The organism is Polaromonas sp. Polasp52 (assembly GCF_059491565.1).
The window spans coordinates 4,100,339-4,114,295 of record NZ_CP168513.1; the positions used below are offsets into that span (position 1 = coordinate 4,100,339).

The window sequence follows — 13,957 nt, forward strand, 5'->3', positions numbered from 1 at the left end:
AGAGGCGTCTGGCCGCTGCGCGGCCACCTTGGGTGGGCGCCGGTTCCCTCCGACGTTAGAGCTCATGGGAAGATTCGGCCCTCAACTCCGCGTGTTCCGTCTATGGAATCACATCGCCATGGCGGCTCTCGCGGCAGGTTTGCCCCGGCAAGCCTTTCATCTCCAACGTTAGATCACTCGATGCGCGAGGAGGCGCCAATGGAAAACACATCAGGCCAAGGAGCGTTAGCGAACGTTCCCGCAGAGATCGATCGCTGGAACTGGGGAGCATTCCTGCTGAATTGGATCTGGGGTATAGGAAACAGCACATTCATCGCGTTGCTGGTGTTCGTTCCGTTTGTAGGCTTCGTCATGCTCTTTGTACTTGGCGCCAAAGGCAGTTCCTGGGCGTGGCGAAACAAGCGCTGGGAGAGCATCGAACACTTCAAGGCAACCCAAAGAAAGTGGGCTAGGTGGGGCGCCATAGCCTTTTTCGCTTTCATCGCTTTGTTCATCGCTCTCTTCTTTGTAATCGCAGCGTCGATAAAGAGTAGTGATGCATTTCAGCTGTCTCTGTCTAGGCTGCAGGCAAGCCCGGAAGGCGTTCAACAGATCGGCCGCCCGGTGGAGACCGGTTTTCCTATGGGGAGCATGCAGGTTTCGGGTCCGCGAGGAAACGCAAGTCTCTCCTACAGCGTTAGCGGTCCAAACGGGAAGGGAACAGTGTTTGTAGAAGCCACGAAAGACATGGGGCAATGGAAGATCGATCGTATGGTCCTAGAGCAAGAAGGAACTGGCCGCCGTACCGAGATCAACCAGTGACCTAACCCTTTAATCGAGAGGACGTGCCCCGGCGAGCCGGGCCACGCCTCTCATCTCCAACGTTAAACATGATCTATCGAGCCGTTCTCGTATGCGACGGTGTTCCGAAGGATGCTGGCTCGGAGGCTGCCATCGACATCGCGAAGGAGTTTGCGGAACATCGCAAATGGCACGCGAACCTTACATGCGCCTGGGACGGTTCGCGACTCACACTTGCCGCCGAGAACGACCACGACCCGAAAGGGTTGGCGCTCCTCGACGAGTTCTCAGATTGTTTGTCTGCGTACATGGCTGGCAGATTTGACGGTGATCTGAAAGTCAAATCGATCGATGAAGTGAGCGATCATGTCTAACAGGCTCGTCGAATGGACCCGCAACGGCGGCCAGCGCGGTCGCCATTCTTGAAAGAAATCAATCAATGACAGAGATATGGAGCGGGTGAAGGGAATCGAACCCTCGTATGAAGCTTGGGAAGCTGCCGTTCTACCATTGAACTACACCCGCGTTTGGGTGGCTGCTGACGAACCACTTAAGCGCTGGAGCCGCGCCGTGGGCGGGCTCGCGGCGATTTTACACCCCGGTTTTGGCGTTCATTCAAGCGCGCCAGTACGGCCCGGGCAAGTCCGGCAGCGAAAGCTCAGGCTGCTCCCGCTCCCGCAGCGCCGCCTGCAGGCTGTGCTGCAGCTTGCTGGGCTGCTCCATGCCGGCGCACAGGGTTTCGATGTGCGCCCGCGCCGTCACGCGGTCGTTGTGCAGGCCAAAAACAGTTTGCGCTTTTTTGAGCCAGTCCAGCCAGGCTTCGGTGGCTTGCGGCTCGTAACGGCCGGCGATGAACTCGGTGAGGTAGCGCAGCTTTTTGGCGGTGATGCGCAGGCGATGCAGGCGCGTGGGGCTTAGCTGTTCCAGCCTGGGCAGGGCCTGCCGCAGCCTGTGGGCGAGTTTTGCCAGCCGTGCCGTGAGCGCGTCAAAGGGCACGGGCTCGCCGTCGCCGTCCGGCTGCGCGAGGCAGCGGCCCAGCTGCAGCAACAGGCGCTGGGTCTCGCGTTCTTCCAGGGCGGCCTGGGCCTGCAGGTGCGCCGTGGCCTGCTGCAGGGCGGCGGCCTCCTGCAGCTTCTGGCGCAGGGCGGCATCGTGCAGGCTGTCCGCCAGCGCCGGCCAGGTTTCTTCCATAAAGACATCCCAGTCGCGCGCCGCGCCCAGGCGCTGGCCCAGGGCGCGCAGGCTGTCGTGCAAGGGCGCCAGCGTTTCCTGCCGCCATTGGGCTGCATCGGCCAGCGGGCCGCAGGCCACCCGCAGCCGCCGCACCGCGACGCGCAGCTGGTGCAGGTATTCGCTGTCGTAGTGCCCGCCCTGGGGCTGGGCGATAAAGCCGGCTTCATTGGCCTGCCAGTGGGCCAGGGCGGCTTCCAGCGCCGCGCGCACGGCGGCGCGTGCGTCCCTGCCCGGCGGCTCAGCCATTGCGGCCGCCTTGGCGGGCGGCGCCGGCGGCCGGCCCTGGGCCAGGCGGTCGCCGCGCTCGGCCTTGCTGCGGCTGTCCAGCACCAGCGGGTGGCGTTCCACCAGCAGCAGGGCCAGCGCGAAGAGTTCGTCCACAGGCCCGTCCAGCAGTTCAAGCTCGAGCTCGCACAGCGGCTCGCGGCGTTCCCGGGCCAGGATCTCGCCCTGGTCGATGGCGACTTCAATCACGCCGCCAGCGGGGCCGGTGACTCGGCGAATCTCGCGCTTGAAGCGGGTCTGGAACTGCGGCTGCAACCGGTCCTTGAGGGGCTCCAGCACGGGCGCAAAAGCCGTGCCCGCCAGCGGCCCCCATTCGAGCGCCGGGCCGGCGACCGCGAACTCGATTTCCTCGCGCTGGTGCAGGCCGGCGCGGCTGCTGCCGCCGCCCTTGGCGGTCTGCAACCAGTGCTTGCCGTCGCTGCGCAGGCGCAGGCCTATGCCGGCGCTGGCCAGCGCGCGCTGCGGCGTGTCAAAGTAGATATTGTCCAGCTGCTTGTGCGTGGCATGGGTGCCAGCCCACAGCGGGTCGGCGCGCAGCGCGGCCAGCGCCTCAGGGGGCAGCCTGAGCTTGAGTTCGATTTCCATGGTGCTTGCTTGGTGCGGTGATGCCTCGCGGCGCGGCCAGCCATGGTACTGCGCGCCTGCCTGCCTGGCGAGGCGGCGGCCGGCCCGGATGTAGTCACAAAGGTGTATCCATAGGTTACTATCGCTCGAGCCGTGCCTCCAGCCGGCCGCATCACTTGCGATGCCCGCGGTTTTGGGATTCAAGAAGGCTCATTTGAACGACCATAACTTATTCAGTCCTAGCGAGTACACCGCCGCCTTGCTGCTTTACCTGCGCAAGAACCCGGCGCGCGTGCTGTCGTCCCGGGCGCTGGAGATGGGGCCGGGCAGCGGCGTGGTGATGGCGACGCTGCTGGCGCTGGGGGCGCAAAGCGCGGTCGGCATTGAACTCGAAGCCCTTGCTGTGCGGGCGGCGCAGGGGCTGCTGGACCAGGAAGGCCTGCGGGCCAGGGCCAGCCTGGTCCAGGGCGATATGTGGTCGGCCTGCGGGGACGACTGTTATGACCTGGTGGTCACCAACCTGCCGCAGTTCGCGGCCGAGCACATCGAAGGCGACGGCCGCCTGCCGAGCTGGAGCGCGGGCGGCATAGACGGCCGCCGCAGTGTGGACCCGTTTTTGCAGGGCCTGGGCCGCCACCTGGCGCCCGGCGGCCTGGCCGTGATGACGCACAACGTGTTTCTCGATTTCAGCAAGACCGAGGCCATGGCCGATGCGCTGGGCTTGCGGGCCCGTATTGCCTATTGCGCTTCGGCGCCTTTGCCCGCGCACAAGCTGGCCTGCCTGAGCCCTCAGGTGCGGGCGCGTTTTGAAGGGCGGGGCATTCACAGGGTCGGCGACTACTGGTTTGTCGACTTCGACCTGGTGGAAATCAGCTGGAAGCATGATGAGGCATAAGGAAGCTTGATGGCGATCTGCAGCGTGGATCAAGGCAGCCCCGCCCTGCAAGCCGGGGTGCTGCTGCGCCGCTCGATGGTCCTGGCCCTGGCGCTGCTGCTGAGTTTTGGCGCCGCCGGCCAGGACAGCCGGCCGCCGCAATCACCGCCGGCACAGGCCGCCGCATCAAAAGCCAAAAAATGCGACGACGCGGTGGACGTGCTCGCGCGCGTGCTGTGCAGCAAAACCCTGAGGGTGGGTGTGCGCACCGGCTACCCGCCGTTCGCGTTTGAGGACGCCACCGGCGCGCTGCAGGGGTTTGAAATCGACCTGGCGCACCAGCTGGCGGGCTCGCTCGGTGTGGAGCCCGTGCTGGTGGTGGTCACGCCGGCGAATCGCCTGGCCTTGCTCGGTGAGGGCCGGGTCGACCTGGTCATCGCCACCATGGGCCACACCTTGCAGCGGGACCGCGAAGCGCTGTTTGTGCGGCCGCATTATTACCAGTCGCAAACCATTGTGCTGGGCCGCAAGGAGCTGCAAATCGGCGGCCTGGTCAAGCTGCGCGGCAACACCGTCTGCGTGACGGTGGGCAACAGCACCAATGCCGAACTGTCGGTCAACGGCGCGCGCCTCAAGCTGTTTGACAAAGCCTCCAGCCTGGTCGACGAGCTGCGCCTGGGCGGCTGCTCGCTGGTCGCGCAGGACGACAGTTTTTTTGCGTCCTACCTGCAGCAGCCCGCATTTGCCGCGGCCTATGACAGCAAGTTCGGTTTCGCGCCGCTGCCCTGGGGCGTGGCCGTGGCCCGTGACGGCGGCGAACGCCTGGCCGACGTGCTGGCGCTGTCGATGCAGCAGCTGCACATCTCGGGCGCCTTGCAGGCCCTGGCCCAGAAACACGGTGTGGACTCGCCCTTCCTGGCGCAGCAGCGCAAGCTCTGGTCCAGCAGCACCTGCGCGCAGATCAGCGCCCTGAACGACCCGGCCTGCGTGAAAGCGCCGCTGGACAACCAGCTGCCGCCCACTTCCTTCGCCGCCAAGGTCGACCAGCTTGAACACTTGATCTACCAGGCCACCGGTACGCGGGTCACCCTGGCCATGTTCAAGACCTGGGTGGCGCTGGACCTCCTGCTGGAAGGTGTGTGGTTTTCCCTGCTGCTGGTGGTGGGCTCCGTCTTCGCGACCTGGGCTTTCGCGCTGGCCTTCGGCGCAGGCCTGACCTCGCACACGCCGTGGCTACGCTGGTCCATGCGCTGCGTGCTGTGGCCCATGCAATCGACGCCGCTGATCCTGCTCATGATCCTGGCCGGTGCGGTGGTCGGCGCCATGGGCGCGACCTCGCCGCTGGTGGCGCTGGCCGCGGCCGTGCTGGTGCTGGGCCTGTTCAACGGCAGCAATGCCGGGCAGGCCGTCGCCGAGGCCATGCTCACCTTGCGCGAGGAGCGCGCGCCGGCCCAGCCCGCGCTGAGCGCCGCGGTCTACCGGGCCAGGGCGCAAATGGTGGCCTTTGTCGTGAACGCCACCCGGGGCAGCCCGGCCGCGTCGGTGATGGGTGTGCCCGAGCTGCTGGCCGCGCTGACCGACGTCGCCTCGTTCTCGAGCGAGCGCATCACCACCTACACCTTCTTGCTGGTCTTCTACATGCTGCTGGTCGCCGTGGTGCACCGCCTGGCCGACATCTGGCAGTCGCGCCTGGCCCTGAGCGGGGGCGCCTATGCTTGAGCTGCTCCCGCACTTCTTGCCGGATTTCCTGCGCGGCCTGCTGGTGAACTTCCAGATCGCGATCTGCGCCTTGCTGGGCGGCATGCTGCTGGGCGCGCCGCTGGCGGCCGCGCGCTTTCACAACGGCCTGGCCGCCACGCCGGCCGCCTGGCTGGTCGCGCTGCTGCGGACCGTGCCCACTTTTGTGGTGATGTTCTTCCTGGTCAATGTGGTGCCGGACTTTCACGTCGGCCAGCGGCAGCTCGCCATGACGCCCTGGCTGGCGGTGGTGCTTTCACTGACGCTGTATGCGGCGGCCTATGTATCCGACCACGCGGTCGAGGCCATGCGCCAGCTGCGCAGCGGCTCGCCGGTCGCGGCCATGCTGTTTGTGATGGGCCTGGTGCGCGCCTTTTTTGTCATGGTGCTGTCCTCGGGCTTTGGCGCCGCCGTGGGTGTGGTCGAGGCCACCACTGTCACGCTGCGTGCCATCGAAACCCTGCCCAAGGCCGGCGACAGGCTGCTGCTGATTGCCCTGGTGATCGTCATCTTCACCGTGTGTTTCCAGCTGATCTACCACCTGATCAACCACTGGCGCGGCAAGCTCAACCAGCGCTTTCACCGGCCCGTGCAGGCGGCGCGGCTGGAAGGGGCTGAGCAGCCCTGAGGCTTGTGTGCGGGCCGTAGGCCTTAAGGCCGCAGGTAAGCCCAGCCTTCGTGCTGCTTCTTCATGATTTCAGTCACGCCCGCGGGCACGTAGCTGATGCCGGCCAGCATGTCGTCCTTGGTCAGCTTCTGGGCGCGCATGGTGTTTTCGCAGGCGCTGATCTTGACGCCGGCCTTGGCGGCATCGGCGATGCGCGAGCCGGTGGGCGACTCGAGCTTGAGCATGCCTATGCCGGGGCCGTAGGCGACGATCTCGATCTCGACATTGGCCGCGCCCACGTCGTCCTGCAGGTTTTTGGCGTTGTTGAGCGCCAGGTTCCATTTGGCCGGGTCGTTGTCGCTGACCTGGATCACGATGCCCTGGCGTTTGGCGCCCGCGGACTGGGCGAGGGCGAGCGGCAGGAAGAGGGCGAGGGCCGCCGTGGCGCCGGCCTGGACGAAGAGTCTGCGGTTCATGTTCTAAGGTCTCCTCAAAGAGAGGCTTATTTCAACACAACGGCCGCATGAAACAAGCCCCCGGAACCGCCGCAAGGGCAGTTTCGGGGGCTTGTGGTGGGGGAGGGCCTTATTCGCCGGAAGCCAGCGACCCGGAGGTGGCCGCCGCCGCGACAGGCGTGGGGGCCTTGGCGCTCTCGTTGTCCGAGTGGATGTGGTGGTCGGGCGACTTGATCAGCTTGCGGATAAACACCACCGTCTGCCACACGACCAGGATGCCGATGACGCTCAGCAGGGTGCCGCTGATGGGGCGGTTCACGAAGACGTTGAAGCTGCCGCGGCTCAGCAGCATGGCGCGGCGGAAGTTCTCCTCCAGCATGGGGCCCAGGATAAAGCCCAGCAGCAGCGGCGCGGCCTCCATGTCCAGGCGCAGGAAGAGGTAGCCGATGAAGCCGAACACGGCGGTGGTGTAGATGTCGTCCAGGCTGTTGTTGATGCTGTAAGTGCCTATGCAGCAGAAGAACAGGATGGCCGGGAACAGCACGGTGTAGGGGATCTTGAAGACCGACAGCCAGTAGCGCACCAGGGGCACGTTGAGGACCAGCAGGAAGCAGTTGCCTATCCACATGCTGGCCACCAGGCCCCAGAACAGGTCGGGGTGGGTGGCGATCATGTTGGGGCCGGGCTGTATGCCCTTGACCACAAAGGCCGCCATCATCAGCGCCATGACGGCGTTTTCGGGAATGCCGATGGCCATCAGCGGGATGAAGCTGGTGCGCGCGGCGGCCTCGTCGGCGGCGGCCTGGCCGGCCACGCCTTCGATGCAACCGGTGCCGATTTCGTGCTTGTACTTGCTGAGCTTCTTGTCGGCGGCATAGGCGGCGAACTGGGCGATGGTGGGGCCGCCGCCGGGCAGTATGCCCAGGATGGAGCCGATCACGCTGCCGCGCAGCGCGCTGGGGATGATGCGCTTGAACTCGGGCCAGGTGGGCATGAGCTTGATCTTGCCGTTAAAGGGCGTGAGCACGTTTTTGTTGTCGAGGTTTTTCACGACCTCGGCAATGCCGAAGCAGCCCAGCGCGATGCTGATCAGGCCTATGCCGTCCATCAGGAAGGGCAGGTTCATGGTGTAGCGCGCCACGCCGCTGTTGACGTCGGTGCCGACCATGCCCAGCAGCACGCCGACCATGGCCATGGCAAGGCCGTTGAGCAGGCTGCCGCTGCTGACAAAACTCACGCAGAAGAAACCCAGCAGCATCAGCGCGCAGTAGTCGGCCGGCCCGAACAGGAAACCGACCTCGCCCAGCGCGGGCGCCATGGTCGACAGCACCACGATGGCGACCGTGCCGCCAATGAAGCTGGAGACGCCGGCGGTGAAGAGCGCCAGGCCGGTCTTGCCTTTAAGCGTCATCTGGTAGCCGTCTATGCAGGCCACGATGCTGCTGGCATGCGGGATCTTCATGGTGATGGCGCTCACGCTGTCGCCGTATTGCGCGCCGTAGTAAATGCCGGCCAGCATGATGAGGGCGCCGCCGGTGGGGATGGAGTAGGTCAGCGGCAGCAGCAGGCTGATGGTGGACAGGGGGCCCAGGCCGGGCAGCAGCCCGATCAGCGTGCCCACCGTGCAGCCCAGGGCGCAATACAGCAGGTTTTGCAGCGTCAGCGCGTGTTCGAAACCGAACGAGAGGTTGTGAAGGACTTCCATATCAGTACAGCGGCAGGCTCAGGCCGAGAAATTGTTTGAAGGCAAAGGCCACGGCGACCAGGCCGATGGAGATCTTGACGTTGCGCACCAGCGAATACGAGGTGCCGGCCAGCGTGGAGCAGAACACCAGGAAGACGATGCCCAGGATCATGTTGACGAACTGGGAGATCACCGAGAAGCCGACCAGGCTCACCAGGATGATGGCGATGTTCTTGACGCTGTAGTCCAGCGGCACGGGGTCGACAAAGTGCGAGCGCACCACGGTGAGCACGCCGATGACGAACAGGAAGGAGCTCACCAGCAGCGGAAACAGGCCGGGCCCGGAGCGGCTCAGCTCGCCCAGCGTGTAGTTGAAGGACACCCCGCCAAAGACCAGGGCGATGGCCATGAGGCACAGGCCCCGTACGAAATTGCGGTTGTTGAAGTTCATCGTGGGGCGCTCCATGGCTGGGCCGCGAAGGGCCTTGTCGCAAACGGGGGGTGTGTCATCCGTGTCTCCTTGGGGTGATGTCCCGGCCCCGGGCCGCTCGGGAAATGCGGCCTGGGGGCGTTCGGGCTGGAGGGGATGTTAGGAAGCGAGGCTTCCAATCGGCTTTCGTTTTGCGCGGCCGGGGCCAAAATACGTGTTATCACTAACGGGTAGGAACCCGCTGGTGCGGCCCCCGGCGCGGGCTGTCAGCGCTGCGGCGAGGGCGCCAGCGGCAGGCGCAGGACGGCGCGCAGCCCGGTACCGGAGGCCGGGTCGGCCAGCTCGATGTCGCCGCCGTTGCGCCTGGCGTAGGCGCGCGCGATGGACAGGCCCAGTCCGGCGCCGCGCGAGCCTTTGCCGGCGCCCGGACCGGCCGAATGAAAGCGCTCAAATACCTGGTGGCGGCGCGCCTGGGCAATGCCGGGGCCGTTGTCGCGAACCTCGGCCAGCGCCATGCCGTCCCGGCTGCCCGCCATCACGGTGATCTGGCCGCCGGGCGGCGTGTAGGCGATGGCGTTGTGCACCAAATTGGAAAGCGCCTCGTGCAGCTCGGGCTCCCGCGCCAGCACCGGGACCGCGGCCACCGGCGCATCGTCCGCCGCCGCCGTGTCCGCTGAATCCCCGCGGGCGTCCACCCAGCCCAGGTCCAGGTTTTTTTCATGGGCCAGCGCCAGGTGCTGCAGCACCACCTCGCGGGCGACGGCGTTCAGGTCGACCAGGGTGGGCGTGCCGGCGGGCGGGGCACTCTCGCTCGCGTGGGCCAGCGAGAGCAGCTGCTCGCACAGGCGCCGGCTGCGCGCGATCTGGGCGACCATGGCGCGCAAGGTGGTGTGAATCTGCTCGGTATCCTTCTCGCGCAGCGCCACGCCGGCCTGGGTCAGCATGATGGCCAGCGGTGTGCGCAGCTGGTGCGAGGCATCGGCCAGGAACTGCGACTGCTGCTCGAGCAACTCGCGGTAGCTGGCCAGGTGCTGGTTCAGGGCCTCGACCAGCGGCGCCACCTCATGCGGCACGCCGCTGGTGTCCAGCGGCTTGAGCTCGTCTCCCTTGCCCTGCAGCACCGACTTGCGCAGGCGCTCCAGCGGCTGCAGCGACCAGGTCACGCCCAGCCAGACCAGCAGCACCATCACCAGCACCATGCGCGCGTCGCGTATCAGCTCCTGCCGCAAGGTGGCGTCCTGCGCGCGGTCGCGCGGGACCGTGCTTTCGGCAACCTGGACCAGCAGGCTGAAGGGCCGGCCCTGCCCATCCCGCACCTGGCTGCGCAGCGCCACCATACGCACCGCATGGCCCGCGTGGAAGCTGTCGTACCAGACGGGCGAGCCCGCGGCGGGGGCGTCGGCCCCGGGTGTTGACAGTTCGGGCGGCGGCGCCGGCAGCTCTGTTCCGCCCAGCAGGGTGAGTCCAGGTGGGTTGGTGTTGCCGGCCTGTGCCGGCGCCTGGGGCAGGGGCACCAGGCTCACCTGCAGGTATTTTTGCAGGGGATAGTCCGCGCCGAATATGGCTTGCACCCCGGCCGGCGTGTTCAGCCGCAGCGAGCCGTCCCGCGCCGGTGTCACGCTGCTTTGCAGCGCGTGCGCGGCCTCCAGCATGCTCTGGTCGTAGGCCTCCTGCACCTGGTTTCTGAGGGCGCTGTAGTCGTTCCAGCTGTCCAGGGCCAGCAGGCCCAGGATGGCCGGCAGCAGCAACGTGAGCAGGCGCGCGCGTATGCCGAAGCGGTCGGGGTCAGTGCGCAGTATCTTCATGCGCGGCGCTCTCTGGCGCGATGGCCTCCAGCATGTAGCCCAGGCCGCGCACGGTGACGATGCGCACGTCGCCGCCTTCAAGCTTGCGGCGCAGCCGGTGCAGCACCAGCTCGATGGCATCGGGGCCGGCGTTGCTGTCGGCCGGGAAGACCTTGCCCGAGAGCTGCGATTTTTCCACCGGCGTGCCGCTGCGCGCCAGCAGCACGGCCAGGGCCGCGCTTTCGCGCGGCGTGAGCTGCAGCAGTGTGCCGCCCAGCGTGAAGGCGCGGCTGTCATGCGGGCACGAGAGGGACCCGCACTGCAGCGGCGCGTGGGAACGGCCGCGGCTGCGCCGCACCAGCGCGGCGAGGCGGGCCTCGAGTTCCTCGATGGCAAAAGGCTTGCTCAGGAAGTCGTCGGCCCCGACGTTCAGGCCCTTGACCCTGTCCTGCAGCGAGCCCTGGGCGGTCAGCACCAGCACGGGTGTGCGGTTGCCGTCCTTGCGCAGCTCGGCCAGCAGTGCCAGCCCGTGTTTGTCGGGCAGGCGCAGGTCAAGCACCACGGCGTCATAGTCGTTGCCGGCCAGCAGCGACTCGGCGGTGGCGGCGTCGGGCGCGTGGTCGGACACATAGCCGCTTTGCTTGAAGGCGCGCAACAGCCACGCCGCCATTTCGGCTTCGTCTTCAACAAGCAGCAATCGCATAGGGGCGTGGTGGGCGGGCGAGTGTAGGGGGAACCAGTTTAGCGCTGGATGTCGCCCAGGCACAGGTACTTCATCTCGAGGTACTCGTCCATGCCGTGGCGTGAGCCCTCGCGGCCCAGGCCCGACTGCTTGACGCCGCCGAAAGGTACGTGCTCGGTCGCGATCACACCCGCGTTGATGCCCACCATGCCGTATTCCAGCGCCTCGGCGACGCGGTAGATGCGGCCTATGTCGCGGCTGTAGAAATAGCTGGCCAGGCCGAACTCGGTGTTGTTGGCCGCGTCAATGGCTTCCTGGTCGTTCTTGAAGCGGAACACCGGCGCGAAGGGGCCGAAAGTTTCTTCCCTGGCGCAGAGCATGTCGGCGGTGGCTTCGGAGATAACGGTCGGCTCGAAGAACTGGCCCTTGATCTTGTGGCCGCCGGCCAGCAGCTTGCCGCCCTTGGCGAGGGCGTCGGCCACGTGGCGCTGCACCTTCTCGACGGCGGCGTCCTCGATCAGCGGGCCTTGCACCACGCCGTCCTCAAAGCCGTTGCCGACCTTGAGGCCCTTGACCTTGGCAGCGAATTTCTCGACGAACTGGTCGTACACGCCGTCCTGCACATAGATGCGGTTGGCGCAGACGCAGGTCTGGCCGGCGTTGCGGTATTTGCTGGCCATGGCGCCTTCGACGGCGGAGTCCACATCGGCGTCGTCGAACACGATGAAGGGCGCGTTGCCGCCCAGTTCCAGCGCGAGCTTCTTGACGCTGGGCGCGCTTTGCGCCATCAGGATGCGGCCGACTTCGGTGGAGCCGGTGAAGCTGATGTGGCGCACCACGTCACTGGCGCAGAACACCTTGCCCACGGCGATGCTGTTGGCGCTGTCGGCCGTGAGCACATTGAGCACACCGGCCGGGATGCCGGCGCGCACGGCCAGCTCGGCGGCGGCCAGGGCGGTCAGCGGCGTGAGCTCGGCCGGCTTGATGACCACCGGGCAGCCGGCGGCCAGGGCCGGGGCCACCTTGCGGGTAATCATGGCCAGCGGGAAGTTCCAGGGCGTGATGGCGGCGCACACGCCGATAGGCTGCTTGATGACCATCAGGCGGCGGTTGTTGTCGAACTGCGGCAGGGTTTCGCCGTTGACGCGTTTGGCTTCCTCGGCAAACCACTCGACAAAACTCGCGCCGTAGGCGATTTCGCCCTTGGCCTCGGCAAAGGGCTTGCCCTGCTCGGCCGTCATGATGCGGCCCAGGTCTTCCTGGTTGGCCATCAGCAGCTGGAACCACTTGAGCAGGATGGCGTGGCGCTCCTTGCCGGTCTTGCTGCGCCAGGCGGGCCAGGCGGCGTTGGCGGCGGCGATGGCGGCTTTCGCGTCCTGCGAGCCCAGGTTGGCCACGTCGGCCAGCTTGCGGCCGGTGGCCGGGTCGTTCACGTCGAACCGGGCCTTGCCCGCAACCCATTGGCCGTTGATCAGCGCATCGGTCTTGAGGAGGCTGGGGTCTTTGAGCAGGGAAATGGGGGAAGTTTTCATGTCCATGAGCGGGAATCCTTAAAGCGGGGGAGGAAAGAAGGAGGAATGCAGAAGGAGAGCGGAAAGCCGAAGCGAAAAGAGAGGGAGCTATTGGATGATTTTGACAGCATTCGAGTGGAAGCTGCGGGCGGCAGGCGTGTATGCGACCCGGGGAAAGGGTTTCAGCGCGTAGGGCGCTCGAAGAGCGCCAGGAGTGTCAAAGGCCTCCTGGCGTGCGGCGCTATTTCATGTTCTGGGCAAACTGCTTTTCCAGCGCCGCCCCGCCGGAGCGTGTCCAGAAGGCGGGGTCAAAGGCCAGCGAACGGCGCATGTTGCCGGGTGCCGAGGGCAGGTCGCTGCCTGCCATGGACAGGTCCGTGACCGGTGCGCTGGCAGCCGGGCGGCTGCGGCCGGTGTCATAACGCAGGATGGCGTTGAAGTGTGTGGGGCCGTAGGGAATCTCGCGCGAAAAGGCCAGTTGCGCTTCTTCCGAGGTGGCGAAGCTGATGAAGGCGCGTGCCAGATCCAGCCTGGGCGTGCCCTTGATGATGACCCAGTAATCCAGCTCGTACACGGCGTCGGCCCATGAGATGGCCAGCGGGCTGAGGCGTTCGCGGTTGGCCGCGGCGATTCGGCCGTTGAAGGCGGTGGACATTGTGGTCTCGCCGGAGGCCAGGCGCTGGGGCGGCTGGGAGCCCGACTCCCACCAGATGATATGGGGCTTGAGCTGCTCGAGCTTGGCCAGGGCGCGCCTGGCGCCCGCTTCGGTGGCCAGCAGGGTGTACACGTCGCGGCGATGCACCCCGTCGGCCATCAGTGCGATTTCCATGTTGTAGCGCGCGCCCTTGCGCAGGCCCCGCTTGCCGGGAAAGCGCTTCACATCCCAGAAGTCCTGCCAGTTTCGTGGCGCTTCCTTGAAGCGGCCCGGTTCGTAGGCCATGACGGTGGCCCACACAAAAGCGCCGACGCCGCACTCCTGCACCGTGCCCGGCAGCAGCATGCCGGCGTGCGGAATGGTGCCGCGGTCCATGCGTTCGAACAGGCCGGCATCGCATCCTGCTTTCAGGTCGGCGGATTCCACTTCGGCCACGTCCCACTCGTTCTTGCGTTCCTTGACCATGTTGCGAATGGCCGGGAGGTCGCCGGGATATTCAACCCCTCTGGCTTCGGTTTTGTAGGCCGCCTTGAAAGGCTGGATGAAGGCCGCGTCCTGCGCCTTGCCGTTGGCCCCGCCGAAGTTGGCGACGGTCAGTCCTTGCGCCGGCGTTTGAGCGGGGGTCTGGGCTTGTGCCGGCAGCACCAGGCTGAAGGCTGCAACAAGCATGGATAGA

At 66.3% G+C, this 13,957-nt stretch carries 13 protein-coding genes and 1 tRNA gene; 5 read left to right on the forward strand and 9 right to left on the reverse strand.

Going from position 1 to position 13,957, the window contains the following annotated elements:
• Nucleotides 1–198 precede the first annotated feature (198 nt).
• Nucleotides 199–801 (forward strand): cytochrome c oxidase assembly factor Coa1 family protein, encoded by a 603-nt coding sequence (locus ACEN9P_RS19270; protein ID WP_477663357.1) that lies wholly within the window; start codon nt 199–201, stop codon nt 799–801.
• Between the two features lie 68 nt (nt 802–869).
• The gene (locus ACEN9P_RS19275) at nt 870–1,154 is read left to right on the forward strand and encodes a hypothetical protein (RefSeq protein WP_477663358.1); all 285 of its coding nucleotides are present in this window, start codon (nt 870–872) and stop codon (nt 1,152–1,154) included.
• A gap of 77 nt (nt 1,155–1,231) precedes the next feature.
• On the opposite strand, the gene ACEN9P_RS19280 is transcribed toward ACEN9P_RS19275, so the two are convergent.
• Together ACEN9P_RS19280 and ACEN9P_RS19285 are read right to left on the reverse strand one after the other, a co-directional pair.
• Nucleotides 1,232–1,305: transfer RNA gene (locus ACEN9P_RS19280), tRNA-Gly, on the reverse strand.
• Nucleotides 1,306–1,395: 90 nt separating this feature from the next.
• On the reverse strand, nt 1,396–2,883 hold the full coding sequence (locus ACEN9P_RS19285) for a CYTH and CHAD domain-containing protein (protein ID WP_495620184.1): 1,488 nt from the start codon (nt 2,881–2,883) through the stop codon (nt 1,396–1,398).
• Nucleotides 2,884–3,076: 193 nt separating this feature from the next.
• Between ACEN9P_RS19285 and ACEN9P_RS19290 the strand changes: the two genes are divergently transcribed.
• From ACEN9P_RS19290 to ACEN9P_RS19300, 3 genes are read left to right on the forward strand one after another with little or no spacing between them, the layout of a single operon-like run.
• The gene (locus tag ACEN9P_RS19290) at nt 3,077–3,757 is read left to right on the forward strand and encodes a methyltransferase (RefSeq protein WP_495620185.1); all 681 of its coding nucleotides are present in this window, start codon (nt 3,077–3,079) and stop codon (nt 3,755–3,757) included.
• A 9-nt stretch (nt 3,758–3,766) separates the two neighbouring features.
• Nucleotides 3,767–5,455, forward strand: a complete 1,689-nt coding sequence (locus ACEN9P_RS19295; RefSeq protein ID WP_495620186.1) for a transporter substrate-binding domain-containing protein — start codon at nt 3,767–3,769, stop codon at nt 5,453–5,455.
• Nucleotides 5,448–6,101: an ABC transporter permease subunit gene (locus ACEN9P_RS19300; RefSeq protein ID WP_495620187.1), complete on the forward strand. Its 654-nt coding sequence runs from the start codon at nt 5,448–5,450 to the stop codon at nt 6,099–6,101. The genes ACEN9P_RS19295 and ACEN9P_RS19300 overlap by 8 nt, the downstream gene beginning before the upstream one ends.
• Nucleotides 6,102–6,124: 23 nt before the next feature.
• Here the strand turns inward: ACEN9P_RS19300 and ACEN9P_RS19305 are convergent, their stop codons facing one another.
• From ACEN9P_RS19305 to ACEN9P_RS19335, 7 genes are all read right to left on the reverse strand, one after another.
• Entirely contained in the window at nt 6,125–6,556 is a 432-nt protein-coding gene (locus tag ACEN9P_RS19305) for a DsrE family protein (RefSeq protein ID WP_495620188.1), read from the reverse strand.
• A gap of 109 nt (nt 6,557–6,665) precedes the next feature.
• Nucleotides 6,666–8,240, reverse strand: coding sequence for a tripartite tricarboxylate transporter permease (locus ACEN9P_RS19310; protein ID WP_495620189.1), 1,575 nt, complete (start codon nt 8,238–8,240; stop codon nt 6,666–6,668).
• A 1-nt stretch (nt 8,241) separates the two neighbouring features.
• A complete protein-coding gene (locus ACEN9P_RS19315; RefSeq protein WP_477663417.1) occupies nt 8,242–8,670 on the reverse strand; it encodes a tripartite tricarboxylate transporter TctB family protein in 429 nt (142 codons plus the stop codon).
• Nucleotides 8,671–8,915: 245 nt separating this feature from the next.
• Nucleotides 8,916–10,454 carry a sensor histidine kinase gene (locus ACEN9P_RS19320; RefSeq protein ID WP_495620190.1) on the reverse strand — a complete coding sequence of 513 codons (1,539 nt, stop codon included), beginning with the start codon at nt 10,452–10,454 and terminating at the stop codon, nt 8,916–8,918.
• Nucleotides 10,435–11,136, reverse strand: coding sequence for a response regulator (locus tag ACEN9P_RS19325; RefSeq protein WP_477663419.1), 702 nt, complete (start codon nt 11,134–11,136; stop codon nt 10,435–10,437). The genes ACEN9P_RS19320 and ACEN9P_RS19325 overlap by 20 nt, the downstream gene beginning before the upstream one ends.
• Before the next feature lie 38 nt (nt 11,137–11,174).
• Nucleotides 11,175–12,653 (reverse strand): NAD-dependent succinate-semialdehyde dehydrogenase, encoded by a 1,479-nt coding sequence (locus ACEN9P_RS19330; protein WP_495620191.1) that lies wholly within the window; start codon nt 12,651–12,653, stop codon nt 11,175–11,177.
• Between the two features lie 214 nt (nt 12,654–12,867).
• On the reverse strand, nt 12,868–13,950 hold the full coding sequence (locus tag ACEN9P_RS19335) for an ABC transporter substrate-binding protein (RefSeq protein ID WP_477715543.1): 1,083 nt from the start codon (nt 13,948–13,950) through the stop codon (nt 12,868–12,870).
• Nucleotides 13,951–13,957: the final 7 nt, after the last annotated feature.

What these genes read in the sequence shown, in the direction of transcription:
- ACEN9P_RS19320 (WP_495620190.1), bottom strand. Translation starts at nt 10,454, where the DNA reads ATGAAGATACTGCGCACTGACCCCGACCGCTTCGGCATACGCGCGCGC.
- ACEN9P_RS19305 (WP_495620188.1), bottom strand. Translation starts at nt 6,556, where the DNA reads ATGAACCGCAGACTCTTCGTCCAGGCCGGCGCCACGGCGGCCCTCGCC.
- ACEN9P_RS19285 (WP_495620184.1), bottom strand. Translation starts at nt 2,883, where the DNA reads ATGGAAATCGAACTCAAGCTCAGGCTGCCCCCTGAGGCGCTGGCCGCG.
- ACEN9P_RS19335 (WP_477715543.1), bottom strand. Translation starts at nt 13,950, where the DNA reads ATGCTTGTTGCAGCCTTCAGCCTGGTGCTGCCGGCACAAGCCCAGACC.
- ACEN9P_RS19315 (WP_477663417.1), bottom strand. Translation starts at nt 8,670, where the DNA reads ATGAACTTCAACAACCGCAATTTCGTACGGGGCCTGTGCCTCATGGCC.
- ACEN9P_RS19300 (WP_495620187.1), top strand. Translation starts at nt 5,448, where the DNA reads ATGCTTGAGCTGCTCCCGCACTTCTTGCCGGATTTCCTGCGCGGCCTG.
- ACEN9P_RS19330 (WP_495620191.1), bottom strand. Translation starts at nt 12,653, where the DNA reads ATGGACATGAAAACTTCCCCCATTTCCCTGCTCAAAGACCCCAGCCTC.
- ACEN9P_RS19310 (WP_495620189.1), bottom strand. Translation starts at nt 8,240, where the DNA reads ATGGAAGTCCTTCACAACCTCTCGTTCGGTTTCGAACACGCGCTGACG.
- ACEN9P_RS19295 (WP_495620186.1), top strand. Translation starts at nt 3,767, where the DNA reads ATGGCGATCTGCAGCGTGGATCAAGGCAGCCCCGCCCTGCAAGCCGGG.
- ACEN9P_RS19275 (WP_477663358.1), top strand. Translation starts at nt 870, where the DNA reads ATGATCTATCGAGCCGTTCTCGTATGCGACGGTGTTCCGAAGGATGCT.
- ACEN9P_RS19270 (WP_477663357.1), top strand. Translation starts at nt 199, where the DNA reads ATGGAAAACACATCAGGCCAAGGAGCGTTAGCGAACGTTCCCGCAGAG.
- ACEN9P_RS19325 (WP_477663419.1), bottom strand. Translation starts at nt 11,136, where the DNA reads ATGCGATTGCTGCTTGTTGAAGACGAAGCCGAAATGGCGGCGTGGCTG.